The organism is Halomonas aestuarii (genome assembly GCF_001886615.1).
Classification (GTDB): Bacteria; Pseudomonadota; Gammaproteobacteria; order Pseudomonadales; family Halomonadaceae; genus Halomonas; species Halomonas aestuarii.
On the sequence record NZ_CP018139.1, the window covers coordinates 1,595,498 to 1,620,737 of the forward strand.

At 67.6% G+C, this 25,240-nt stretch carries 24 protein-coding genes; 9 read left to right on the top strand and 15 right to left on the bottom strand.

The features are described from left to right. Window positions 1–97 precede the first annotated feature (97 nt). The 6 genes from BOX17_RS07310 to BOX17_RS07335 all read left to right on the top strand — a co-directional run bounded on the left by BOX17_RS07310 (window position 98) and on the right by BOX17_RS07335 (window position 4,765). Entirely contained in the window at window positions 98–1,351 is a 1,254-nt protein-coding gene (locus BOX17_RS07310; protein WP_244272263.1) for a nitrous oxide reductase family maturation protein NosD, read from the top strand. Next, entirely contained in the window at window positions 1,348–2,274 is a 927-nt protein-coding gene (locus tag BOX17_RS07315) for an ABC transporter ATP-binding protein (protein WP_071943156.1), read from the top strand. Before BOX17_RS07310 ends, BOX17_RS07315 begins: the two co-directional genes overlap by 4 nt. Then, on the top strand, window positions 2,271–3,095 hold the full coding sequence (locus BOX17_RS07320; RefSeq protein WP_071943158.1) for an ABC transporter permease: 825 nt from the start codon (window positions 2,271–2,273) through the stop codon (window positions 3,093–3,095). The genes BOX17_RS07315 and BOX17_RS07320 overlap by 4 nt, the downstream gene beginning before the upstream one ends. A 21-nt stretch (window positions 3,096–3,116) precedes the next feature. Then, the gene (locus tag BOX17_RS07325; protein ID WP_071943160.1) at window positions 3,117–3,701 is read left to right on the top strand and encodes a nitrous oxide reductase accessory protein NosL; all 585 of its coding nucleotides are present in this window, start codon (window positions 3,117–3,119) and stop codon (window positions 3,699–3,701) included. 82 nt (window positions 3,702–3,783) lie between these two features. Next, window positions 3,784–4,338: a hypothetical protein gene (locus BOX17_RS07330; protein ID WP_071943162.1), complete on the top strand. Its 555-nt coding sequence runs from the start codon at window positions 3,784–3,786 to the stop codon at window positions 4,336–4,338. Between the two features lie 61 nt (window positions 4,339–4,399). After that, a complete protein-coding gene (locus BOX17_RS07335) occupies window positions 4,400–4,765 on the top strand; it encodes a DUF6164 family protein (protein ID WP_071943164.1) in 366 nt (121 codons plus the stop codon). A gap of 106 nt (window positions 4,766–4,871) precedes the next feature. Here BOX17_RS07335 and ahpF read toward each other — a convergent pair whose 3' ends face one another. The 4 genes from ahpF to BOX17_RS07355 form a co-directional block, all read right to left on the bottom strand. Then, complete coding sequence (gene ahpF / locus BOX17_RS07340; RefSeq protein ID WP_071943166.1) at window positions 4,872–6,428, bottom strand: alkyl hydroperoxide reductase subunit F; 1,557 nt, start codon at window positions 6,426–6,428, stop codon at window positions 4,872–4,874. Window positions 6,429–6,599: 171 nt separating this feature from the next. Beyond that, a complete protein-coding gene (gene ahpC, locus BOX17_RS07345) occupies window positions 6,600–7,163 on the bottom strand; it encodes an alkyl hydroperoxide reductase subunit C (RefSeq protein ID WP_071943168.1) in 564 nt (187 codons plus the stop codon). 134 nt (window positions 7,164–7,297) lie between these two features. Continuing rightward, window positions 7,298–7,690, bottom strand: coding sequence for a ribonucleotide reductase subunit alpha (locus tag BOX17_RS07350; RefSeq protein ID WP_071943170.1), 393 nt, complete (start codon window positions 7,688–7,690; stop codon window positions 7,298–7,300). Window positions 7,691–7,893: 203 nt separating this feature from the next. Continuing rightward, window positions 7,894–9,855: a sigma-54-dependent Fis family transcriptional regulator gene (locus BOX17_RS07355; protein ID WP_071943172.1), complete on the bottom strand. Its 1,962-nt coding sequence runs from the start codon at window positions 9,853–9,855 to the stop codon at window positions 7,894–7,896. 360 nt (window positions 9,856–10,215) lie between these two features. Between BOX17_RS07355 and BOX17_RS07360 the strand changes: the two genes are divergently transcribed. Then, window positions 10,216–12,012, top strand: coding sequence for an NAD(P)/FAD-dependent oxidoreductase (locus tag BOX17_RS07360; protein WP_071943174.1), 1,797 nt, complete (start codon window positions 10,216–10,218; stop codon window positions 12,010–12,012). 66 nt (window positions 12,013–12,078) lie between these two features. Continuing rightward, window positions 12,079–12,855, top strand: coding sequence for an SDR family NAD(P)-dependent oxidoreductase (locus tag BOX17_RS07365; RefSeq protein ID WP_083582106.1), 777 nt, complete (start codon window positions 12,079–12,081; stop codon window positions 12,853–12,855). Window positions 12,856–13,047: 192 nt separating this feature from the next. Here the strand turns inward: BOX17_RS07365 and BOX17_RS07370 are convergent, their stop codons facing one another. The 11 genes from BOX17_RS07370 to ltnD form a co-directional block, all read right to left on the bottom strand. Next, window positions 13,048–13,947: a DMT family transporter gene (locus BOX17_RS07370; protein ID WP_071943179.1), complete on the bottom strand. Its 900-nt coding sequence runs from the start codon at window positions 13,945–13,947 to the stop codon at window positions 13,048–13,050. Window positions 13,948–13,980: 33 nt separating this feature from the next. Beyond that, window positions 13,981–14,859 (bottom strand): NAD(P)-dependent oxidoreductase, encoded by an 879-nt coding sequence (locus BOX17_RS07375; protein WP_071943181.1) that lies wholly within the window; start codon window positions 14,857–14,859, stop codon window positions 13,981–13,983. A gap of 40 nt (window positions 14,860–14,899) precedes the next feature. After that, window positions 14,900–16,360: an aldehyde dehydrogenase family protein gene (locus BOX17_RS07380; RefSeq protein ID WP_086830717.1), complete on the bottom strand. Its 1,461-nt coding sequence runs from the start codon at window positions 16,358–16,360 to the stop codon at window positions 14,900–14,902. Between the two features lie 45 nt (window positions 16,361–16,405). Further along, a complete protein-coding gene (locus BOX17_RS07385; protein WP_071943185.1) occupies window positions 16,406–17,680 on the bottom strand; it encodes a TRAP transporter large permease in 1,275 nt (424 codons plus the stop codon). After that, window positions 17,677–18,267, bottom strand: a complete 591-nt coding sequence (locus BOX17_RS07390) for a TRAP transporter small permease (protein ID WP_083582107.1) — start codon at window positions 18,265–18,267, stop codon at window positions 17,677–17,679. The genes BOX17_RS07385 and BOX17_RS07390 overlap by 4 nt, the downstream gene beginning before the upstream one ends. 68 nt (window positions 18,268–18,335) lie before the next feature. Next, window positions 18,336–19,337, bottom strand: coding sequence for a TRAP transporter substrate-binding protein (locus BOX17_RS07395; RefSeq protein ID WP_083582108.1), 1,002 nt, complete (start codon window positions 19,335–19,337; stop codon window positions 18,336–18,338). A gap of 62 nt (window positions 19,338–19,399) precedes the next feature. Beyond that, on the bottom strand, window positions 19,400–20,362 hold the full coding sequence (gene denD, locus BOX17_RS07400) for a D-erythronate dehydrogenase (RefSeq protein WP_071943187.1): 963 nt from the start codon (window positions 20,360–20,362) through the stop codon (window positions 19,400–19,402). A 44-nt stretch (window positions 20,363–20,406) separates the two neighbouring features. Continuing rightward, window positions 20,407–21,201 carry a 2-oxo-tetronate isomerase gene (otnI, locus tag BOX17_RS07405; RefSeq protein WP_071943189.1) on the bottom strand — a complete coding sequence of 265 codons (795 nt, stop codon included), beginning with the start codon at window positions 21,199–21,201 and terminating at the stop codon, window positions 20,407–20,409. 20 nt (window positions 21,202–21,221) lie between these two features. Beyond that, the gene (otnC, locus tag BOX17_RS07410) at window positions 21,222–21,869 is read right to left on the bottom strand and encodes a 3-oxo-tetronate 4-phosphate decarboxylase (RefSeq protein WP_071943191.1); all 648 of its coding nucleotides are present in this window, start codon (window positions 21,867–21,869) and stop codon (window positions 21,222–21,224) included. Beyond that, window positions 21,866–23,146 (bottom strand): 3-oxo-tetronate kinase, encoded by a 1,281-nt coding sequence (gene otnK / locus BOX17_RS07415; RefSeq protein WP_071943193.1) that lies wholly within the window; start codon window positions 23,144–23,146, stop codon window positions 21,866–21,868. Before otnK ends, otnC begins: the two co-directional genes overlap by 4 nt. Before the next feature lie 2 nt (window positions 23,147–23,148). Continuing rightward, window positions 23,149–24,024: an L-threonate dehydrogenase gene (gene ltnD / locus BOX17_RS07420; RefSeq protein ID WP_244272302.1), complete on the bottom strand. Its 876-nt coding sequence runs from the start codon at window positions 24,022–24,024 to the stop codon at window positions 23,149–23,151. 287 nt (window positions 24,025–24,311) lie between these two features. Here ltnD and BOX17_RS07425 point away from each other — a divergent pair, with 287 nt between their 5' ends. Continuing rightward, entirely contained in the window at window positions 24,312–25,235 is a 924-nt protein-coding gene (locus tag BOX17_RS07425) for a LacI family DNA-binding transcriptional regulator (RefSeq protein WP_341853296.1), read from the top strand. Window positions 25,236–25,240 lie beyond the last annotated feature (5 nt).

Genomic DNA, 25,240 nt, shown 5'->3' on the forward strand with positions numbered 1-25,240 from the left:
TGCTCGAAAACTAGGCCGGAGCATATTCCGGCCTTCTTTCGTTCACTGGTTCAGGAACGCCATGCGCACGCTTCTTTTGGCTCTCCTCCTTTCTGGCTTGTCCCCCACGAGTTGGGCGACCGACTTTCGGGCGAGCCTCGACGAGCCGCTGCAGGCCCAGATCGACCGCACCCAGGCCGGGGATCGCCTGATCCTCGTCCCGGGACGCTATCCAGGATCGATCACTATCGATCATCCGCTGGACCTTCGCGGCGATGGCCAGGCCATCATCGACGGCCTGGGCCAGGGCCATGCGGTGACCATCAACGCCCCCGGGGTGGCGCTCGAAGGGCTAGAGATCATCAACTGGGGCCAGAACCTCACCGAACTCGACGCCGGCATCTTCGTCACCGACCAGGGCGCCGACAGCATGATCCGCAACAACCGGATCGAAGGACCGGGCTTCGGCATCTGGCTGGATGCGGTCAGAGGCGTCCGGGTCATCGACAATGTCATTCGCGGCGATAACGCATTGCGTTCCCAGGATCGCGGCAACGGCGTTCACCTGTTCAACGTGCGTGACGTGCGGGTCGAGGGCAACGACATCGCCCGCACTCGGGATGGCATCTACATCGACAACAGCAGCCAGAGCACCCTGAGCGGCAACGAACTGTACGATCTGCGCTACGGCATCCATTACATGTATGCCTACGACAATCGCCTGGAGAACAACCTGACACACGACACCCGCACCGGCTACGCGCTGATGCAGTCCAAGCGCCTGACGGTGGTCGGCAACCGCTCCATCGACGACGACAACTACGGCATCCTGATGAACAACATCACCGGATCGAGGCTCGAAGGCAACCGCATCGAGGGCATTCGCCAGCCGGTGAACGCCCGGGGCGAGGGCAGGATCAGCGGCGGCGACGGCAAGGCCATCTTCGTCTACAACTCCCAGTTCAACGAGTTTCTCGACAATCGCTTCGCGGCCAGCGATATCGGCATCCACCTGACCGCCGGCTCCGAGGACAACGTCGTGCTCGGCAACGCCTTCGTCGACAACCGCCAGCAGGTCAAGTACGTGGCCACCCGCTCCCAGGAGTGGTCGGCAGACGGCCGCGGCAACTACTGGAGCGACTACCTGGGCTGGGACCTGGACGCCGATGGCATCGGCGACACCGCCTACGAACCCAACGACGCCATGGACCGCCTGCTGTGGCGCTATCCCGCCGCACGGCTGCTGATGCATAGCCCCGCAGTACTGGCGCTGCGCTGGGTACAGCGCCAGTTCCCGGTGTTCGACGCCGAGGGGGTCAAGGACAGCGCGCCGCTGATGACCGACCCCACCCGCGACGAGGCCGACACATGAATGACATCATCACCTTCAACGGCGTCACCAAGCGGCACGGCGACGTCACCAGCCTCGAGAATCTCCATCTCGAGGTGCAGGAAGGCGAGGTAATGGCCCTGCTGGGCCATAACGGCGCCGGCAAGACCACCACCATGAAGCTGATCCTCGGGCTGCTCGCGCCGAGCGAGGGTGAGGTGCGGGTGTTCGGCGTGGCGCCTCACGGTGGCGAGGCCGACCGGCTGCGCCGGCGGCTGGGCTTCCTGCCCGAGAACGTCGGCTTCTACGAGCAGCTGAGCGGCCGCGAGGTGCTCGACTACTTCGCCCGACTCAAGCGCGTCGACCGGCACCGGATCGACGACCGCCTCGAGCAGGTCGGTCTCGGCGGGGCGGCGAGGCGACGCGTCAAGACCTACTCGAAGGGCATGCGCCAACGCCTGGGACTGGCCCAGGCGCTGCTCGGCGAGCCGCGACTGTTGTTACTCGACGAACCCACCACCGGCCTCGACCCGGCGGCAACCCGGGACTTCTACGCCACGGTCCGGGTCCTGCGCGACCGGGGCTGCACGGTGCTGCTGTCGTCCCACGTGCTCCCCGGGGTCGAGCCTTACATCGACCGGGCGCTGATCCTCGGCGCCGGGCGCCGCCTGGCACTGGGCAGCCTCGACGAACTGCGCCGCCAGGCCGAGCTGCCGCTGACCATTCGCGCCAAGGGCCACTGGTCAGCGAGCGAGCCGCCGCTGGCGATCCCGGAGGCCGGGAGTACGCCGAGGCGACTCAACGGCCACGCCCAGGAGTTCAGCGTTCACCCCGCCGACAAGATGGCGGTGCTGCGTCGGCTGACGGCCACCCCCGGGGTCGAGGACATCGAGCTGCTGCCGCCGACCCTCGAGCACCTCTACGCGCACTTTTCCTCCTCCTTCACGCCGCGAGGTCTGTCATGAGTGCCATCCTCACCGTCGCCCGCAAGGAGTTCCGGGACGGCATGCGCAACCGCTGGGTGCTGGCCATCGCCCTGGTACTGGCGATGATGGCGGTGGGCATCGCCTACTTCGGTGCCGCCGCCAGTGGCGGCCTGGGCTTCACGTCGCTGGCCACCACCGTGGTCAGCCTGTCGACCCTGGCGGTGTTCCTGATCCCGCTGATCGCCCTGCTGCTGGCCTATGACGCCATCGTCGGCGAGCAGGAGGCCGGTACCCTGCTATTGCTGCTCACCTACCCCTTGAGCCGCTCGGCGCTGCTGCTGGGCAAGTTCCTCGGCCACGGGCTGATCCTGGCCGTCGCCACCGCATTGGGCTTCGGCGTCGCCGGCATCGCCATTGCCCTCGGCGCCAGCGATGTCGCCATTGGCGAGCTCGCCGCCAGCATCGGCCTGCTGATCACCAGCAGCGTGCTGCTGGGCTGGGTGTTCATCGCCTTCGCCTACCTGATCAGCGTCTGGGTCACAGAAAAGGCCCGGGCTGCGGGGCTCGCCCTGATCGTCTGGTTCCTGTTCGTGCTGGTCTTCGACCTGGCGCTGCTGGCGCTGCTGGTGGGTGCCCGGCACGGCGGCGACTGGCTGCCCTACCTGCTGCTGTTGAACCCCACCGACTGCTTCCGGCTGATCAACCTGGCGGGCATCGAGGCCGCCCAGGCCTTCTCCGGCCTGACCGTGCTGGCCCAAGACAACGCCTTTCAACCCGGCTGGCTGATGCTGATCCTGGTGGGCTGGATCATCGTGCCCCTGATCCTGGCACTGCTGCGCTTTCGTCACCGCTCCGTCTAGTCATCCGAGGCCTTTTCCCCCATGCCCCATTTCCTGATCCCGCTCATCGCCGCCCTGCTGCTGCCCCTCGCCGGCTGCGAGGGCGATGCCGAACAGGGCGCCCTGGCGGCGCCACAGGCCATTACCGAGGGTGATGCCTGCCACGTCTGCGGCATGACGATCTCGAGCTTCCCCGGCCCCAAGGGCCAGGCCTTTCTCGAAGGCCGAAGTGACGCGCTGAAGTTCTGCTCGACCATGGACCTCTTCGCCTTCCTCATGCAGCCGGAGAACGAGACCCAGGTCAGCCACGCCTACGTCCATGACATCGGCAAGACGGACTGGGCAGCGCCCGCCGACGATGCCTACATCCGCGCGATGGATGCCTGGTACGTGGTCGGCCATGACCAGCGCGGCGCCATGGGCCATACGCTGGCCTCCTTCGCCGAGCAGGCCGACGCCGAGGCATTTCGCGAGGCGCACGGCGGTGAGCTCGTCACCTACGCGGAGATTGACCTCGACCTGCTGGGCCGCCTGGGCCGCGGCGAGCTGGGAGACCATATCGGCGAAAGCATGGGCGACATGCACGGCCGCGGCGAAGGAGTGGACGAGATGCCGGGCCAGGAATGAGGCTCGAGGGGCGCCAAGGATAGGCTCGCCCTTCCCGCCATGCTAGCCTCGGGCGCGTCAACGGTCCGAGGAATGTCCCGCCATGCCCCGCCTCTTCCGGCTTCTGCCTCCCCTGCTGCTGCCGCTCTGCCTGCTCCTGAGCGGGCCGGCCGCCGCCACCGACTACAACACCGGCGACGTCCAGGCCCACGGGGGCTGGCACTCCCTGGTGCTGTCGCTGGGCGAGGAGCGTCACGTCCGCGCCATCGACCAGATCAGCTACAGTGACGCCATCCTCAGCGTCAACGCCAGCGCCTGGGCCTGCGACCTGCCGTGGCTGGAGCTGCGGGTGGAACTCGGCGAGAACCAGCCCGAGAGCGCCACCGTGAACCGAGTGCCCGCCGACCTGCGCGTCGATCACGAGACCATCCACAACGGCAGCGCCGCCTTCGTCACCGAGCGCGGCGACAGCGGCTTCTACGCCCGCTTCGCGGTACCCGAGCTTTCGCTGCTGCTCGACGAGATGGGGAATGGCGAGCTGCTGCGCCTGCGCATCATGCGCGGCGAGGACGACCCTTGGTTCATGATCTTCGGCCTGGAGGGGGCCGGCGAGGCGATCGCGCGCATGGAGCGCCTCTGCGGGCAGGTCGCGGACTGACCGCGTCGGCACGCGACCATGACCGGCTCCCCGGCCGGGGAGAGGAACCGAGGAGAACGACGTGGCCGAACTGCTGTTTCACCTGCGCAACGTGCCCGATGAGGAGGCCGAGGACGTTCGTCGACTGCTCGACGAGCACGGCATCGCGACCTTCGAGACCCGCGCCGGCTTCTGGGGGCTCGGCGTGGCCGCCATCTGGCTGAGCGATGACGACGAGAAGGAGCGGGCCCGCGCGCTGCTCGACGACTACCAGCAGACGCTCGGCGAGCGGGTGCGTCGCGAGCATGCCAGCCTGGTCGAGCGCGGCGAGGCCCCCACCCTGTGGCGACGCCTGAGGCGCCAGCCGATCCGCACGCTGCTGCTGGCCCTGCTGGTCATCGCGGTGCTCGCGATCACGCTGCTGCCCTTCCTGTGGCTGCACGACTGACGCTGTCTCTGGCATCTGTCCATGAACGACCCTGCCCCCGCCGGGCTCACCGACGGGGGCAGGGAGGGGAAGGCCAAGGGACGTCAGCGGCGCCCGGGCCGGCGGATCACTGGCGGATGAGGTAATCGAAGGCGCCGAGAGCGGCCTTGGACCCTTCGCCCATGGCGATGACGATCTGCTTGTAGGGCACCGTGGTCACGTCGCCGGCGGCGAAGATGCCCGGGACCGAGGTCATGCCGTGGGCGTCGACCACGATCTCGCCACGCTCGGAGAGCTCGATGGGCGAATCCTGCAGCCACTCGGTGTTGGGCACCAGGCCGATCTGCACGAAGACGCCTTCCAGGTCGACCTGGTGAAGCTCGCCGGTGGCACGCTCTTCAAAGGTCAGGCCGTTGACGCGCTTGCCGTCGCCGTTCACCTCGGTGGTGCGGGCGCCGAGGAGGATGTCGACGTTGGGCAGGCTCCGGAGCTTCTTCTGCAGCACCGCATCGGCGCGCAACTCGTCCATGAACTCGATCAGGGTCACGTGGCCCACGATGCCGGCCAGGTCGATGGCCGCCTCGACGCCGGAGTTGCCGCCACCGATCACCGCCACGCGCTTGCCCTTGAAGAGCGGGCCGTCGCAGTGGGGGCAGTAGGCCACGCCCTTGTTGCGATACTCGGCCTCGCCGGGCACGCCCATCTCGCGCCAGCGGGCGCCGGTGCCCAGCACCAGGGTCTTGGCGCGCAGGCTGGCGCCGGACTCGAACTGCACCTCGTGCTCGCCGCCGGGCCGGGTGGCCGGCACCAGCTTGACCGCACGCTGCAGGTTCATGATATCGACCTCGTACTCCTTGACGTGCTCCTCCAGGGCCGCGGCCAGCTTGGGCCCCTCGGTGCGGGGCACGGAGATGAGGTTCTCGATCCCCATGGTGTCGAGGACCTGGCCGCCGAAGCGCTCCGCGGCCACGCCGGTGCGGATGCCCTTGCGCGCGGCATAGACGGCCGCCGCGGCGCCGGCGGGCCCGCCGCCGATCATCAGGGTATCGAAGGCGTCCTTCTCGTTGAGCTTCGCGGCCTCGCGGCTGGCGGCGCCGGTGTCCACCTTGGCGAGTATCTGCTCCAGGCCCATGCGGCCCTGGTCGAAGGGCTCGCCGTTGAGGTAGACGCTGGGCACCGACATGATCTCGCGCTGCTTCACCTCGTCCTGGAAGAGCGCGCCGTCGATGGCGACGTGGTGAACGTTCGGGTTGAAGATCGCCATCAGGTTCAGCGCCTGGACCACGTCCGGGCAGTTCTGGCAGGAGAGCGAGAAGTAGGTCTCGAAGCGCATCTCGCCCTCGAGGCTCCTGATCTGCTCGAGCACCTCGTCGGAGGCCTTGGGCGGATGGCCGCCGACCTGCAGCAGCGCCAGCACCAGCGAGGTGAACTCGTGACCCATGGGGATGCCGGCGAAGACCACGCCGGTCTCCTCGCCGGGCCGGTTCAGAGCGAAGGAGGGCGTGCGGGCATCCTGGCCGTCGAGCTTCAGGGTGATCTTGTCGGTCAGGCCGACGATGTCGGTCAACAGACCGTGCAGTTCCCTGGACTTGTCGCCGTCATCGAGGGACGCGACGATCTCGAACGGCTGAGTGACCTTTTCCAGATAGGCTTTGAGCTGGCTTTTCAGATTGTCGTCCAACATGACAGCGGCATTCCTTCATGTTCGGGTGTCGAGTGGGAGGAATGAGGAAGCAGAGACTTCCCGCGGGGAAAGCCCGGTTCGCTCATGCTTCCGGAATCAGGGCCCGGGCAGGGGATACCCGGGCGGGGACAGGCGAGGCCAGGGTCGGCCTCGCCGGCAGGGGCAGATCGCTTAGATCTTGCCGACCAGGTCCAGAGAGGGAGAGAGGGTCTCTTCGCCTTCTTCCCACTTGGCCGGGCAGACTTCGTTCGGGTTGGCGCGCACGTACTGGGCGGCCTTGACCTTGCGCAGCAGCTCCTCGGCGTTGCGGCCGATGTTGCCGGCGTTCAGCTCGATGATCTGGATCTTGCCGTCCGGGTCGACCACGAAGGTGCCGCGCTCGGCGATGCCCGCGTCCTCGATCAGCACCTCGAAGTTGCGCGAGATGGCGTGGGTCGGGTCGGCGACCATCGGGTACTGCAGCTTGTTGATGGTCTCGGAGCTGTCGTGCCAGGCCTTGTGGGTGAAGTGAGTGTCGGTGGAGACGCTGTAGATCTCGACGCCCAGCTTCTTGAACGCTTCGTAGTTGTCTGCCAGGTCACCCAGCTCGGTGGGGCAGACGAAGGTGAAGTCGGCCGGATAGAAGAAGAAGACGCTCCACTGGCCCTTCAGGTTCTCGTCGGACACGTCGACGAACTCGCCATTGTGGTAGGCAGTGGCGTTGAACGGCTTGACTTCGGTGTTCAGCAGGGACATTCGATGAAGCTCCTTTCGACTTTCGTTTAATGGGTTGGCGGCGATACGGGACACACGTTAGCCCACATCTCCCAATAGCGTAAATTGAATGGTGTCATGGATCTGATAATTCAACCCTATGGTGGAGGCGCGCCTCAGCCGATGCTGACCGCCTCGCCCTGCCGGTCGAAGGCCAGGAACTGTGAGATGTTGCCCATCTTCAGCGACTCCACCATGCGCTCGAGGTGCTGCTCGGCCCGGGCCTCGGCGTCCTGGCCGGCGAGGGCCGCCACGAAGACGATGTCCCAGTCGATGCCGGTCTCCCGGGACTCCGCCACCAGCGCCGCCATGTCGCCGAGCTCGTCGGGCGCCTTGTCGACGCAGAGGGCCGGGGTCAGCACGCCCCCCTCGCCCTGCTCGAAGCGGCGACGCTGCTCCTCGCTGGGATGGTCGGGCAGTTCGGCCCGGGTGAAGACGAACAGCAGGCGCTGCGGATCGGGCTGGGCGCGAGCCTCGTCCAGCAGATCGGCATAACAGGAAATGGCCACGGGGCCTCCTCAGGATCGCAATGACGGGTAACGGGCAGCGTAACGGCCCAGCCACCGGGGCGTGAAGGGGGGATCGCGACCCATGCGACCCAGATCAGTTTCCGGGCGGGCGTGCCCACCACGTCATCGTGATGATGGGTGACCGGCCATGCATCGGCCGGAGCGGCCACGGCTGACGTCGGGCGCAGGACGACGCCTGGCGTTCAATGCCGGTGATTGGGCGGCACGAGGCCGTGGCGATGCATGCGACGGTAGACGGTGGGTCGCGATACCCCGAGCCGCCGGGCCACCAGGCTGATGTTCCATCGCGCCTGCGTCAGCAGGTCATGCAGGGCCCGGCCGTCGGCGTCCTCGACCCGAGAGGGCGCCTGCTCAAGGAGGGAGGGGCCCCGGGGCACGTCGACCAGGCACTCCTCGGGCAGGTCATGGACGGTGATCTCGTCACCCTCGACGGTGGCCAGCGCGAAGTTCAGCGCATTCTTCAGCTGCCGGATGTTGCCCGGCCAGTGGTAGGCCAGCAGGGCGCTCATGGCATCGGCCCGCAGGCGAGCGGCGTGCGCCCTCTCGGCCACCAGGGCCTCATGGACGCTGCGGATCACGTAATGCCGGTCGGCCCGTTCCCGCAATGCCGGCAGCCTCAGCTGGGCACCGTTGAGCCGGTAGTAGAGATCCTCCCGGAAATGGCCGTCGCAGATCATCTGGCTGAGGTCACGGTGGGTGGCGGTGATCACCCGGATATCGACCTTCACCGGCTGCTCGGCGCCCAGCGGCATCACCTCGCGCTCGGCGAGCACCCGTAACAGCCGGGTCTGCAGGGACAGCGGCATGTCGCCGATCTCGTCCAGGAACAGTGTGCCGCCATCGGCCTGCTGGATCAGCCCTCGCATGCCCTTGCGTTGGCCACCGGTGAAGGCGCCGGGCAGATAGCCGAAGAGCTCGCTCTCGATCAGCGACTCGGGAATGGCGGCGCAGTTGACCGCGACGAAGGGGCCACTGGCGCGCGCACCGGTGTCGTGGAGCGCCCGCGCCAGCACTTCCTTGCCGGTCCCGGTCTCGCCGGTGATCAGCACGCTCACCTCTTCCTGGCGCAGCCGCCGCGCCAGCTTGAGCACCCGGTGCATGGCCGGGTCATCGGAGGCGAGTCGGTCCAGCGCCGGCACCGGCTCCGGCGCCGACGATGCCGGCAAGGCGCGAGAGGCGCCCCCTCGCACCCGCGGCTCGATCAGGGTGACGAAGCAGGTGGTATCGCTCGCGCGGGCACGAAAGGCCCGGATCTGGTCATCGCTGGCCGTGTGGATGCCCAGGAAGTCGCTGATGTCGCCGTCCATCAGCTCGGTGATCGAGGGGACCCGACCCGGCGACCAGGGCGGCCAGCGGTGAAGATGCGCCTTGATCAGGGCCCGCCCGAGGCCATTGGCCGCGATGATCGTACCGTCCTCCTCGATGGCGATCAGCCCCCGGCCATTGACGTGGACGAACTCGCGCGCCGTGTCATAGCGCAGGACCAGGCAATCGCGGTAGCGATGCAGGAAGTAGGCATCCTCGATCATCCGCGCGTAGAGGGTCACCAGTGAGAGGGCGAAGTTCTGACTCTCCTGGGAGCGGGGGGACTGCAGCGCCGAGATGTCGAGGACGGCCATCACGTCACCCTGCGGATCGGTGATCGGCGCCGCCGTGCAGGTCAGGCCGATGTGGGTCGCGTCGAAGTGCTCGCTCTGATGGCAGGTGATGGCCTGACCGTCATGGATGCTGGTGCCCACGGCACAGGTGCCGGCGTAGCGCTCGTCCCAGTCGGCCCCAAGATAGAGGCCCGCCTGGCGCAGCGCCCGGTCCTGCTCCCGCTGGCCGCGGAATTCCACGGTGATGCCGCGCCGGTCGGTCAGCAGCAGCACGTAGCCCAGCCGGGCCACCTGGGAAAAGAGCTGATCGACCCCCGCCCTGGCCACGTGCAGGAGCTCGTCCACCGGTTCCCGGTGATCCAGCATCGCCTGCTGGGTCAGTACGCGGACGGATCGGGGCCTGCCGGGATCCAGCCGGTACTCGTCCACGCAGCGCCGCCAGGAGCGCTGAATCACCTCACGGCACCCGGACAGGTCCACGTCACGGCCTTCACTGAGGTGGACCAGGGTATCGATGTGCTGGCGTTGTTCGGTCCGCAGGCGCATGTCGCTGCCTCCCGGCCCCGCATCGTCGAGGGAACCGCCGCGGGACGCTTGTTGTTGTCATTTGACCAGACTCAAGCCTATGCCGACGCGAACGAGAGTCAATCGCCCGGGTCTTCGCCCTTGGTCGTGGGCGTTACAGGTGTAACGAGTGTAACGCTCATGCTGCCATCGGGCATGACAGGTGGCACGCCCCTCGCCGCTCGGCGACGGCGGCCTCCCCCCTCGGCACCGGGGCCCGGCACCGCGAAAAGCCAGCCCTGTCAGGTCGTTACCCAGGAGAAAGCCCGCATGCCCCGATCCTGGCACGGATACTGCTGGGGACAGGGTGCACGCCATCCAACAACAAAGCGGAACCCGACAATGACAACACTCACGCCAACCCAACAGGTCAGCCAGTGGCTGGACGCCTTCGAGACCGCCCTGAGGGAGCGCGACATCCCGCAGGTCATGACGCTGTTCGACGACGACTGCTACTGGCGGGACCTGGTCGCCTTCACCTGGAACCTGAAGACGCTGGAGGGCAAGGACGAGATCCGGTCCATGCTCGACGCCACCCTCGCCGAGGCGCGTCCCGCGAACTGGCAGCTGGAGGGCGAGGCCAGCGAGGCCGACGGGGTGACCGAGGCCTGGTTCACCTTCGAGACGGGAGTGGCCCGGGGACGAGGCCTGCTGCGCCTGAAGGACGGCAGATGCTGGACGCTGCTGACCACCATGAGCGAGCTCAAGGACCATCCGGAGCCGCGTGGCAAGCATCGCCCCAAGGGGGCCGAGCACGGCGCCAACAAGCATCGCGAGACCTGGCTGGAAGCGCATCAGCGTGAGCAGGAAGAGCTCGGCTACACCCGCCAGCCCTACTGCGTGATCATCGGCGGCGGCCAGGGAGGCATCGGGCTGGCCGCCCGCCTGAAGCAGCTCGACGTGCCGACCATCGTGATCGAGAAGAACCCGCGCGCGGGCGACTCCTGGCGCAACCGCTACAAGTCGCTGTGCCTGCACGACCCGGTCTGGTACGACCACATGCCCTACATCCCCTTCCCCGAGAACTGGCCGGTCTTCGCCCCCAAGGACAAGGTCGGCGACTGGCTGGAGATGTACACCAAGGTGATGGAGCTCAACTACTGGAGCTCCACCGAGTGCGAGGGCGCCACCTACGATGAGGCGTCCGGAGAATGGACGGTGACCGTGAACCGCAACGGCGAGCGGGTGACGCTGCGGCCGAAGCAGCTGGTGCTGGCCACCGGCATGTCCGGGGTGCCGAACGTCCCGCACTTTGCCGGCGCCGAGACCTTCGAGGGCGAGCAGCAGCACTCCAGCCAGCACCCGGGGCCTGACGCCTACCGCGGCAAGAAGGTCGTCGTCGTGGGCGCCAACAACTCCGCCCACGACATCTGCGGGGCCCTCTGGGAGCACGACGCCGACGTGACCATGCTACAGCGCTCGTCGACCCACATCGTGAAGTCCGACTCGCTGATGGAGGAGGTCCTCGGCCCGCTCTATTCCGAGGAGGCGGTGCAGAACGGCATCACCCATGACAAGGCCGACCTGATCTTCGCCTCGATCCCCTACAAGGTGCTGCCTGACATTCAGAAGCCGGCGTTCGACGCCATTCGCAAGCGGGATGCCGACTTCTACCAGCGGCTGGAGGACGCCGGCTTCATGCTGGACTTCGGCGCGGACGACTCCGGGCTGTTCCTGAAGTACCTGCGGCGGGGGTCCGGCTACTACATCGACGTGGGTGCCAGCGACCTGGTGGCCAACGGCGAGGTCAAGCTGCGCAGCGGCGTCAGCATCGAGCGGATCAATCCGCGCTCGGTGACGCTGACCGACGGCTCCGAGCTCCCTGCCGACCTCATCGTCTACGCCACCGGCTACGGCTCCATGAACGGCTGGGCGGCCCGTATCATCTCCCAGGAGGTGGCCGACAAGGTCGGCAAGTGCTGGGGGCTGGGCTCCGACACCCCCAAGGACCCGGGCCCCTGGGAGGGCGAACTGCGCAACATGTGGAAGCCCACCCAGCAGGAGGCACTGTGGTTCCACGGCGGCAACCTGCACCAGTCTCGCCACTACTCGCAGTACCTGGCACTGCAGCTCAAGGCGCGCCAGGAAGACATCCCGACCCCGGTGTACGGCCTGCAGGAAGTCCACCACCTGTCGTGATCCATCCTTGACGCTGCCGGCAAGCCAGGCTTGCCGGCACCTTTCCGCTTCATGGGAGCAGACCCTATGCAACTGAATGGCAAGAAGGCCCTGGTCACCGGCGGTGGTCGCGGCATCGGTCAGGGCATCGCCCTGGCACTGGCACGGGCCGGGGCAGACGTGGCCGTCGCGGACCTGGATATCGACATCGCCAGGGAAACGGCCAGCAAGGTCGAGGCACTGGGCCGGCAAAGCCTGGCCCTGGAGGTCGATGTGGCAGAGACCGGCTCGATCGCCCGGATGGTCGATGACGCGACGGCCGCCTTCGGCCACGTCGATATCGCCGTCAACAATGCAGGCATCATCAGCATCAAGTCGGTCGCCGAGCTCTCGGCCGAGGACTGGGACCAGATCATGGCGGTCAACGCCAGGGGGGTATTCCTTTGCACCCAGGCTGAACTGCGGGTGATGCGTCCGAGACGCTTCGGCCGGATCATCAACGTCGCCTCGATCGCGGGCAAGGTGGGCTTCCCGGACCTGTCCCACTACTCGGCATCGAAGTTTGCCGTCATCGGCTTCACCAATGCCGTGGCCAAGGAAGTCGCGGCGGAAGGGGTGACCGTGAACGCGCTGTGCCCGGGCATTGTCGGCACCGGGATGTGGCGAGGCGAAGAGGGACTGTCGGGACGCTGGCGCCAGGAGGGAGAGAGCGAGGAGGCATCATGGGAGCGTCACCAGAAGACGCTGCTGCCACAGGGGGTGGCCCAGACCCCTGAGGACATGGGCCAGCTGGCCGTCTATCTCGCCTGTGCGGAGCACGTGACGGGGCAGGCCATTGCCGTCGATGGCGGCTTTTCGCTGTGAGCGACAGGCCTCGATGACCCTCCCTCGATAACCCTCGGTCGGCCGTCCGAGGTCGTGTGAGAACGACGATCGCGGTGCGTCCTGCAGGCTGCAGGGCGCACCGCTCCAGCGGAAGGGCCACGTCCCGCGCCAGTGCCAGACACAGGCGATCCCGCAGCCTGGCCACCACCTCCGGATAGTTGGCCGGTCCTTCTACGTGTCGGTGGCCGGGCGCAGGCGCTGTTCCAGCCGCCGCTCGTAGAGCCCCTTGGTCACCAGGGTACCCAGGACCAGCCCTCCCCCGACCAGGGCGATCGGCGCCGGGGTCTCACCCAGCAGTCCCCAGGCCCAGAGGGTACCGAATACCACCTCCAGGAGCAGCAGCAGGCCCACCTCGGCGGCGGGCAGGTAGAGCGGGCCGCGCTGCAGCAGCGTCACCCCGGCCGGTACGATGAACAGGCAGAGCAAGGCCACCAGCAGCCAGCGGTCGATCGGCGGCATGGCGATCCCGCCCTTCCCCAGCAGCAGCACCATGGCCGCACTCCCGCCGACGATCAGGCCGTTGAAGACCAGCATGGGGCTCATGTCGACGCCGGGACGGCGGCGGCAGAGCGTGAAGTTGAGCGCCAGGGTCGTGGCCGCCATGAGGGCGAAGGCATTGCCCACCCAGGAGCCGGCCCCGGTATCGTCGAGCACGATCATCCCGATGCCCAGCATGCACAGCACGATCGCCAGCCAGGTACGCCGTGGCAGGCGCTCGCCTAGGATGGCACGGGAGAAGAGTGCGGCGATCAGCGGTGCCCCCGCCAGGATCAGCAGGACATTGCCCGCCTTGGTGTACTGGTTGCCCAGCACGAAGCCGCAGGTCGTGAGGCTGAAGAGCAGGGCCACGGCGATGCCCGTGCCCCCGCACCGCCGATAGGCCTCGAGGGTCCCGCGCCCGTGGCGCGCCAGCGCGATCAACAGGAACCCCAGCGCCGACAGAAGGCCCCGCCACATCAGGATCTCGGCATCCGGCAGGGCCGCCAGCTTGATCAGGAGGGCATCCGGCGACATGATCAGCGCGCCCCCGCCGGTCAGCAACAGGCCCTGCTGGCGGTGGGATAGGGACATGCCGTCATGCCTCCCGTCGATGAGGGGCCGCGATCACGGCCGGGCCGCCTGAAGGAGCGCAATGAGTTCCGGCACCATCCGGTCCTGCTCGACGATGCCCGCATAGAGCCCTTCGACCGCCTGGGCCAGGTCGCGGGAGGCCCCCAGCTCGTCGGTCATGGCGCGATAGTAGCCCAGGTCCTTGGTGGCATTGGCGACACTGAAGCGGAACCCGGACGGGTCTGCGGATTCGACGAAGGGACGCAGGCGCTCGAAGACCACCCCGCCACCACCGCCACGGCCCACGACCTCCAGGAAGGCCGCGTCGTCGATACCCGCCCGGCGTGATGCCGCCGCTGCCTCTGCCAGCACCGCCGAGAATCCCAGCGACACGAAGTTGTGCAGCAGCTTGAGGGTATGCCCCGCACTCACCTCACCGGCATGGGTGATGTTCTCGGCAAAGCTCTCGAGCAGCGGGAGAAGCTCGGCATAGAGCGCCTCCGGGGCCCCGACGATCAGGTTGAGTCGTCCCGCCTCGGCCTCCTTCGGCGTCCGGGTCATGGCCGCGTCCATGAAGCGCCCACCCGCCTCGTCGACCCGCCGGGCGACCTTCTCCGTCGAACTGGGCAGGGCGGTGGAACAGTCGATCACCACCGTGCCGGGCGCGAGCCCCTCCAGCACTCCGCCGGCCTCGAACAGGACCGCCTCGACCTGGGGGGAGCCGGTCACGCAGAGGATGACGACGTCAGCGGCCTCTGCCACCTCGCGTCCCGAGGTCCGCGCAGTGGCACCTGCGGCCAGCAGGTCGTCCACCGGCTGGTTGCCCGGGTGGTCGAGGAAGCACAGCCGATGACCGGACTGAAGCAGGTTGCGCGCGATGCCGTGGCCCATCAGGCCGACACCGACCAGCCCGACACGCACTGTCTCTGTCATAGGGATCTCCTTGTGCGACTGGATGCCGGCTGCCGAGGCGTCACCCATGCCGGATGGCCAGGGTCTTCAGCCGAGTGTAGCTACGCAGACCCTCGAAGCCTTTCTCGCGGCCGTGGCCGGAGCGCCCCACGCCACCGAAGGGAAGCTCGATGCCGCCGGCAGCCCCGTAGTTGTTGACGAACACCTGGCCGCTGCGGATGCCCTTGGCGAGTCGCAGCTGACGCCCGCCGTCCCGGGTCCAGATGCCCGCGCATAGCCCGAAGTCCGTGGCATTGGCCAGGGCCAGGGCCTCCGCCTCGTCCTCGAAGCACTGTACCGCCAGTACCGGCCCGAACAGCTCTTCCCTGACCACCTCGTGACCGGCAGGGATCTCGGTCAGGATCTGCGGCACCACGAAGTGGCCCCCGGCGGGCGCACTTTCGGCCAGCTGCCCCCGGGCCAGCACCCGGACGCCATCGGCCCGGGCGGCCTCGAGTCTCGCCTCGAGACCGGCCTTCTGTCGGGCATTGATCAGCGGGCCACAGTCGGCATCGGCCTCGCCAGCATCGCAGCGCAGCGACGAGAAGCGCTCGGCGAGGCGCGCCAGCAGGGGCTCGGCGACCTCACGCTGGACCAGCAGGCGACTGCCGGCCGAGCAGGTCTGGCCGGCATTCTGGATGATGCCCCGCACCACCGCTTCCAGCGCCGCCTCGAGATCGGCATCGGTGAAGATGATCTGTGGCGACTTGCCCCCCAGTTCCATGGTGACGGGCACGTGATGCACGGCCGCGGCCTGGGCCACCAGGGTGCCGGTTGCCGGGGAACCGGTGAAGGAAAGATGGTCGATGGCCGAGTGCGCGGACAGCGCGGCACCGGCCTCGCTGCCCAGGCCTGGCACGACATTGAGCACTCCCTCTGGCAGGCCCGCCTGCGTCGCCAGCTCGGCCAGGCGCAGCACGCTGAGGCAGGCCTCCTCCGCCGGCTTGAGCACCACGGTGTTCCCCGCCGCCAGGGCCGCGGCGACACAGCGACCGAAGATCTGGGCGGGATAGTTCCAGGGAATGATCTGGGCGCAGACCCCGTAGGGTTCGCGCCAGGTCATCACCGCGAAGTCGTTCTCGAAGGGAATCGTCTCGCCATGCAGCTTGTCGGCGGCCCCGCCATAGAAACGGAAGTAGCGGGCACAGGCGGTGATGTCACCACGGGCCTGGGTCATGGGCTTGCCGGTATCGGCACATTCCAGAGCGGCCAGGCGCTCGTGATCGGCCTCGATGGTGGCGGCGAAGGCCAGCAGCCACTCGCTGCGACGACGTGCGTTCCAGTCCGACCAGTTACCCAGACGACCGGCAAAGGCATCGCCGGCCGCCTTGACGGCCTCATCGATCTCCTCTGCCTGGCCCCGCGCGATGCGCGTGATGACCTTGCCCCGCGCAGGCGACTCGACCGCCAGGGACTCGCGGGTGGCGACCCATTCACCGCCGATCAGGGCCTGGTGTCGGGGCATCTCGGGTAATGCAGGCATCGGGTGGCCTCCGTGTCATGGTTGTCGTCACAGTCGTCGTTGTCATCAATAGAGCAGGTCGACCAGCCCCAGCGAGATCCAGGGCAGATAGGTGATGGCGATGAGGCAGGCCAGCACCACCAGCACGAACCTCATCAGCCAGGGCAGCAGCTGGTCGACGGACAGCTTGGCCACCGCGCAGGCCGCGAAGAGGTTGACGCCGAGTGGCGGCGTGAACATGCCGAGCGCCAGGTTCACCACGACGATCAGGCCGAAGTGCACCGGGTCGATGCCGTACTGGATGGCGATGGGCGTGAAGATCGGTGCCAGCACCAGGATCGCGGCGGAGGTCTCGATGAACATCCCGACCACCAGCAGCATGACGTTCACCGCCAGCAGGAAGGCGATGGGGCTGTCGAAGACCTGGGTCACCCAGGCCGCGACCTCGCCCGGCAGACCCGAGCGGCTGATCAGGAAGCTGAACAGCGCCGCGGCCGCGATGATCAGCATCACCGCCGTCGTCGAGATCACGCTTTCCTTGAAGATCGGGAACAGCTCGGACAGGGGGAGCTCACGGTAGATCAGCCCCCCGACGACCAGGGCATAGACCACCGCCACGGCCGAAGCCTCGGTGGGGGTGAAGACACCGCCGTAGATGCCGCCGATCACCACCACCGGCATCAGCAGGGCGGCCCAGGCCCGCTTGAAGGCAGTGGGGAAGTCGTGACGATCCTCCCGATCACGCAATCCGTAGCCGCGAACCTTGCAGAACAGGTAGAGGAACAGCAGCAGGGCACCGCCGATCAGCAGGCCCGGGCCGATACCGGCGATGAACAGCTTGCCGATCGAGGTATCGGTGCTCACCCCGTAGAGGATCAGCGGGATGGAGGGCGGGATCAGCACCCCCAGCTCCGCGGAGGAGGCCTGGATGGAGGCCGCCAGCGGGCGCGGGTAATCGTGCTTGACCATGGCGGGAATCAGGATCGAGCCGATGGCGAAGGTGGTCGCCACACTGGAGCCTGAGACCGCGGCGAACATCATGCAGGTCAGCACGCAGGTCATGGCCAGCCCGCCCTGGAGGCCGCCGACCAGGGACTTGGCGAGGTCCACCAGGCGACGGGAGATGCCGCCCGCGGCCATCAGGTTGCCCGCCAGGATGAAGAACGGGATCGCCATGAGGGGAAAATTGTCGATGCCCACGAACATCTGCTGGGGCACCAGCAGCAGGGGCAGCGGCGTGAAGAACTCGATGCCGATGATCGAGGCCAGCACGATCGAGACGGCAATGGGCACCCCGAGGCTGAACAGGATGATCAGCGAGAGGCCGATGGCGGCATTCATGGGTGTTCACTCCTGTCATGGGGGTTGCCGGGGGCAGCGGCACCGTCCGGGTCGTTGCCGGCCACCGCCGGCGAGCCAGGAAGCGACTCTTCCACGTCGGGCCCGATGATTTCCTGGCCGGCGGCCTGGGCGAGCAGGCGCGCCACCACTGCAATCAACGCGAAACTGGCGCCCACCGGCATGGCGGCATAGGCCCAGGCGATGGAGACCTCGAGACCGGAGAGCATCTGTGACTGGACGCGCAGCGTCATGGCGGTGCCGAAGTAGATCAGCACGAACAGCACCAATGTGCAGCACGCGGCGATGAGCCCTTCCAGCCAGATCAGGCGACGGCCCGGTACCAGCTTGTAGATGACCTCCACGGACATCATGAAGCCGCCCCGGAAGCCTGCCGCGGCCCCGAGGAAGACACACCAGATCATGGCAGAGCGGGAAATGACCTCCGACCAGGTCGAAGGGGCATCGAAGACGAATCGCGTCATCACCTGGTAGAAGCCCAGGGTGACCGAAACGATCAGCATGAGAATGGCGCCGAGCAGGGCCAGACGCGTGGTCTGGCGCTCGACGCTGAGAAAGAGTTGCAGCATCGTGGCCACCATCTAAGAAACGGGACCCCGGCACCCGGACGGGGGTGCCGGGGCGTCGATTCAGCGGATCAGCAATCGCTGCCCCGCACACGGTCGAGCATCTCGCTGCCGTACTGGTCGGTATAGATCTGGTAGGCGGGCTTGACGGCCTCCTGGAACGGGCCCTTGTCGATGTCCGTGTTCACGGTCATGCCCTTCTCACGCAGCAGCTCCACACCATCACGCTCGAGACGCGACACTTCCTCGCGGGTGGCCTCGGCGGAGGCCTGGGCGGCCTGCTCGAACCAGCCACGCTCCTCCTCGGAGAGCCCGTCGATCAGGATCGGCGAACCCAGCACCACGGCGGGCGAGTAGACGTGCCCGGTCAGCGAGAGGTGATCCTGCACTTCCCAGAACTTGGTGGCGACGATCACCGTGATGGGGTTCTCCTGACCGTCCACGGTGCCCTGCTGCAGGGCGGTGAACACCTCCGGGAAGGCCATCGGCGTGGGGTGCACGCCCATCTGCTCGAAGGCCTCCATGTGCACCTTGTTCTCCATGGTGCGGACCTTGAGGCCCTCGGCATCGGCGGGGGAGGTGACCGCCCGCTTGCTGTTGGTCATGTGGCGGAAGCCGTTCTCGGACCAGGCCAGGCCCACCAGGTTGTGCTCGCTCATCTCGTCGAGCAGGTCCTGGCCGACCTCACCGTCCAGCACGCAACGCGCCTGGTCGTAGTCCTTGAACAGGAACGGCAGGTCGAGCACATAGGTCCCCGGCACGAAGTTGCCGAGCGGGCCGGTGGAGGTGATCACCACGTCCACGGTGCCGATCTGCAGGCCCTCGATCATGGCGCGCTCGCCGCCCAGGGCACCGGAAGGATGCTCCACGACCTCGAACTCGCCGTCGCTGAGACGCTCCAGGGTCTCCTTGAAGGCGTCGGCACCGACCGAGTAGTGGGAGCTGTCGGAAAGGGTATGGCCCAGGTTGACGGTCTGGGCCGCCTGGGCACTCAGGGCCCCCATGGCCAGGGCGGCGGTCGTGACACTGGTAATGGCAGTAACCAGGCTGCGGCGTGTGAAGGTGGCGTTCATTGTTGTTACCTCATTTTGCTTTGACACGCTTGGGAAGGACCCCGGGACGCGTGGTTCCGGAGTCAGGCACGTTCGTCGAGGAAGGCCTCGACGATCTCTCGGAAATTATTGTCGCTTTCGAACCCCAGCTGGCGGGCGCGCTCGTTGGTGAAGCGCCCCGGCCAGCTGCCGACGATGGCCTCGATGCGGGGATCGGCTTCATGGCGGACCCGAGCCAGGGCCTCGTCCCCGGCGACCTCGCGCAGCGCCTCGAGCATCTCGGCGACGCTCACGGTGATCCCCGGCAACATGAAGGCACGGAAGGAACCCAGAGAGTCACCCGAAACCTCGGCGCCATGGATCAGGGCGTCGACCACCCTGCCCGGCGACATCACGAACAACTCGAGGTCGGTGGACACCGGGCAGACGGCCTCCTCGCCGTTCAGCGGTTCGCGCAGGATGCTGGAGGCGAAGCTCGATGCGGCGGCATTGGGACGGCCCGGTCGGATCACGATGGTAGGCAGACGCAGCACCAGACCATCGACCAGCCCACGACGACTGTAGTCGTTGACCAGCAGCTCGCTCATGGCCTTCTGGGTGCCGTAGGAATTCTGGGGATGCAGCGCCGTCATGTCGTCGAGCACCGACGGCAACTCCCCCCCGTAGGCCGCCACGGAACTGGCCATGATCAGCCGGGTCCGGGAAAGGCCGTAGGCTCGACAGCCCTCCAGCAGCGCGCGGGTTGAATCGAAGTTGACCCGCATGCCCAGGTCGAGGTCCGCCTCGGCCGCCGAGCTGACCACCGCGGCCAGGTGATAGATGACGTCGGGTCGGGCTTCCAGCACCGGATCCAGGGCCCCTGAGGCGCTGATGTCCAGCGCCAGGGACTGGACCTCGATGCCCTCCCGATCAATGGCAGGCGGCGCGGTCTGGTCGACCAGGGTCAGGCGGCGGATGGCGTCGCCATTGAGCTCACCGCGGTCCAGGAGCTGGGCCACGAGGCGCTGGCCGAGGAAACCGGCGGCGCCGGTGATCGCTATGTGCATGGTGCTCTCACTTGACGTTGGCGTTGGTGGAATGCATGGACGGCTCAGCTCACTAGACCGTAGGGCTTGCCCCAGCCCAGCCCGTCGCGCGTGCCGGCCGCCGGTCGGTACTCGCAGCCGACCCAGCCGCGGTAGCCCAGGGTCTCGAGTCGCTTGAGCACCGCGGGGTAATGGACCTCGCCGACATCAGGCTCGTGGCGCTCAGGCACCCCGGCGATCTGCACATGGCCGATATGGGGCAGCAGCCGCTCCAGGTGACGGATCAGGTCACCCTCCATGATCTGGCAGTGGTAGAGATCGAACTGCAGGCGCAGGTTGTCGGCCCCCACGCTCTCGAGCACTGCCACGGCCTGGTCCTGCCGGGACAGGAAATAGCCGGGCATGTCACGGGTGTTGATCGGCTCGATCAACAGCTCGCGCCCCGCGCTGGCCGCTTCACTCGCGGCGAAGCGCAGGTTTGCCAGGTAGGTGGCGTGGTGCGCCTCGCGGATCTCGTCATCGGCATCCTCGGGCAGCAGCCCGGCCATGGCATGCACCCGGGGACAGGCCAGGGCCTCGGCATAGCGCAGGGCCTCGACCACGGAACCCCGGAACTCGTCCTCGCGGCCCGGCAGGCTGGCCAGGCCGCGCTCACCAGCCTCCCAGTCACCGGGAGGCAGGTTGAACAGCACCTGCTCTAGCCCTGAGTCGCGCAGCGCCTCGGCCACGCGTTCCGGGGCATGGGCATAGGGAAACAGGTACTCGACGCCATGGAAGCCGGCGTCGGCCGCCGCCGCGAAGCGGTCGAGGAAATCATGCTCGGTGAACAGCATGCTGAGGTTGGCGGCCAGTCGGATCATGATGCGTCCTCGGTGTCGGCTCAGTCGCGCGGAAAGCGCGCTTCGAGTTCAGCGACCTGCTCGGGCGTCAGGCCGCGCGGATTCTGGCCTCGCAGCAGCAGGAACAGCCGGGCGGTCTCCTCCAGTTCCTCGGTCGCGTAGACGGCCGCCTCCAGCGACTTGCCGGCGACCACCGGGCCATGGTTGGCCAGCAGCACCGCGCTGTGTCGACCCGCCAGGCCCCGCACGGCGTCCCCCAGGCTCGGGTCGCCGGGGATGTGGTAGGGCACCAGCGGCAAGCGACCCACGCGCATCACATAATAGGCGGTCAACGGCGGGATGCAGTCGCAGGGATCGACATCGGGCAGGCAGGAGACGGCCACCGAATGGGTGGAATGGAGATGGACGATCGCGCCGGACTGGGGACGCTCCTCGTACATCGCCGTGTGCAGGAAGTGTTCCTTGGTCGGCCTGTCGCCATCGACCAGGTGACCGTCACGGTCGAGGCGCGAGATGCGCGCCGGATCGAGACGTCCCAGGCAGGCGTTGGTAGGCGTCATCAGCCAGCCGCCATCCTCCAGGCGCACGCTGATGTTGCCGCTGGAGCCCATGGTCAGGCCTCGGTCGAACAGGGACTGGCCGAGGGTGGCGATCTGGTCGCGCAGGGCATTGATGGCAGGGGCGCTCATGGCAGCACCTCGAAGGCACGGGTGAAGAAATCGGGGCCGCCGAAGTTGCCCGACTTGAGGGCCAGGGACAGGGGCGCCCGGTCACCCTCCAGCGGGACCTGGGTCCAGGGCACGCCGGGATCGATCTGCTCGCCGATGCGCAGGGTGCGAAGGCCCAGCGCCGAGACCACGGCCCCTGAGGTCTCGCCACCGGCCACCACCAGACGCCCCACCCCTTCGTCCACCAGACGGGTGGCCAGGTAACCCAGTGCCTCTTCCACCAGACGACCGGCATGCTCCGTGCCGAGGGCCGCCTGGGCGGCCTTGACCCGGTCGGGGTCGGCCGAGGCATAGACCAGCACCGGCCCCCCGTCGGCCAGCCGCTCGCGTGCGAAATCCAGGGCCGCCTGCAGGTGCGACGGACCCTCGTCGAGGGACAGCGGGTCCAGGGCGAAGCCGGAATGATGCGCGAGGAAGTGGTCGACCTGCCCGAGCGTCGCCCGTGAACAGCTCCCGGAGAGCACCAGGGCACTGCCGCCGGAAGGAGACAACCGTCCCGCCTCGGCCACCTCGGCCAGCCAGCCTCGACGCCGGTACTGCTCGGGCAGCGCCTGGCCGAGGCCCGACCCTCCGGTCACCAGCGGCATGTCGACCACGGCCTCGGCGATCACCTCGAGGTCCCGCTCATCGAGGGTGTCGCAGATCACGTGGCAGACACCCTCCGCGCGTAGCGCATCGAGATGCCGACGGGTCGCCTCGGGGCCCTGAGCCAGCACCTGCCGTGGGGCGAGCCCGACCGGCCTGCGGGTCTGACGCGACAGCACCCGAACGAGGTCGGCATCATGCATGGGATTGAGCGGGTGATGCTGCATGCCACTGTCGTTGAGCAACCGGTCCCCGACGAAGAGATGCCCCTGATAGACGGTACGGCCGTTGACGGGGAATGCCGGCACCATCACCGTCTGGGCGGCCGCCAGGCGCTCGAGCAGGGCGTCGCTGACCGGGCCGATGTTCCCCTTGTCGGTGGAGTCGAAGGTCGAGCAGTACTTGAAGAAGCACTGGCGCGCCCCCTGCGCCTGCAACCAGTCCAGGGCGGCGAGGGACTCGCTGACCGCCTGGGACGCGGGGCAGGAGCGGGACTTCAGGGCCACGACCACGGCGTCCACGTCCTCCAGCGCCAGCGGCGCCTCGGGTACGCCGATGACCTGAACGCAGCGCATGCCGCTGCGCACCAGGTTGTTGGCCAGGTCGGTGGCTCCGGTGAAGTCGTCGGCGATGGCGCCCAGCACGATCCCCATGCTCACACCTCACCGTCGTCGTTGGCCGCCTCGGGAAGGGTGATGCCCGACAGCCGTTCGTAGACCTTGATCACCGCCGAATCGTCCTCGCGACCGAAGCCGGCTCCCTTGGCGGCGGTGAACTGCTGCAGGGCGCTGGCCGCCACCGGGGTCGGCATCGCCAGTTCGCGCCCGGTCTCATGGACGATGTTGAGGTCCTTGACGAAGATATCGACGGCGGAGAGCGGCGTATAGTCGCCCTTGAGGATGTGAGGCACCCGGTTCTCGAACATCCAGGAGTTGCCCGCCGAGTGGGTGATCACTTCATAGACGGTCTCCGGGTCCAGCCCCAGGCGGATGCCAAGGGCCAGGGCCTCGGCGGCGGTGGCGATATGCACCCCGGCCAGCAGCTGGTTGACGAGCTTCATGCTCGAGCCGATGCCGACCTCTTCGCCCAGGCGATAGACGGTGGCGGCCATGCCGTCGAGGGCCGGCGAGGCCTTGTCGAACGCGGCCGAGGTGCCGGACGCCATCACCGACAGCTGACCGGCGCGCGCCTTGGCCGCCCCGCCGCTGATCGGCGCGTCGAGCATCGCGAGCCCGGCCTCGGCCAGCCGCTCGCCGAGCCGACGTGCGATGCTGGGGGCGACGGTGGCGCACTGCAGCACCACGCTGCCGGGGGCAAGGTGGCCCACGAGGCCCTGGTCACCGAACAGGACCTGCTCGACCTGGTCGGCATTGACGACCACCAGGAGCACGATGTCGCAGTGCGCCGCCAGCTCCGCAGGGGTGGCGGCGCACTGACCGCCCGCGTCCTCGAAGGCACGGCGAGCCGAAGGGGAGACGTCACAGCCCGTCACCGTCATGCCCTGCTCGAGCAGCGCGGTGGCCGTGCCCATGCCCATGGCCCCCAGGCCGATGACCCCGATGCGAGGCGTGATTGCGGAAATGTCGCTCACCTTTCGATCTCCCGATGGCCCTGTAAATCGTGATGGTAGCGCTGTCATGTTAGCGCTAACATAGTTCTATACGAGTGATTTCCCAGCGGCAAGCTCAGCGGACAAGGATGAGACCAATGTCTAATCAGGAAACCTCAAGATCACGACACAGGCGTGGCTCGGCAAAACCCACCCTGAAGGATGTCGCCGAGGCGGCCGGGGTCTCCTCCATCACGGTCTCCCGTGCCTTGAATACGCCCGAACGGGTCAACGAGGAGACACGCAAGCGGGTCCTCGAGGCGGTCGACCGGGTGGGCTACGTGCCCAACCTCGTCGCCGGCAGCCTGGCCTCCTCCAGTTCCCGCTTCATCGCGGTGATCGTCCCGTCCCTGGCCAATGCTGTCTTCATCGAGGTGATCAAGGGCCTTCAGGAAACCTTCGAGGCCCGGGGCTACCAGATCCTGCTCGGCAACACCGATTACGACCTCAAGCGCGAACAGCAGCTGATCCGAACGTTCCTCGGCTGGTCCTGCTCGGCGCTGGTCACCGCCGGGCTGCGTCACAGCGAGGGCTGCCGCACCCTGATGAGCAACTGGGACAAGCCGATCATGGAAGTGATGGAGCTGGGGGAGGCCCTGGACCTCAACGTCGGGCTCGACCATGAGGAGGCCGGGCGCTGCATGGCCCACCACCTGCTGGAGCGGGGCTATCGCTCGATCGTCTACGTGGGCGCCTGCATGGACCGGGACTACCGAGCCGGCATGCGCTTCTCGGGGCATCGCCATGTACTGGAAGCGGCCGGCCTGGAGGCTCCCCTGATCGAGCTCGACCAGCTGGGCAGCCTGGCGGCGGGGGCGGCCGGGCTCGACCGTGTCCTGGAGGACTTTCCCGACGCACGGGCCATCCATTTCGCCAACGACGACCTGGCGACCGGTGCCCTGCTCCATGCGCAGCGCCTTGGCCTGCGGGTGCCCGAGGATATGGCCATCGCGGGCTTCAACGGCCTGCCGCTCGGCCAGCACGTCACACCGCGCCTGACCACCATCCAGTCACCCCGTGAGGCCATGGGAAGGCGGGCGGCGGAACAGGTCCTGAGACGTCTGGACCATCAGCCGGTGACGCGACGCCAGCACGACGTGGGCTTCAAGCTCCTGGTCGGCCAGAGCACCTGAGGCCC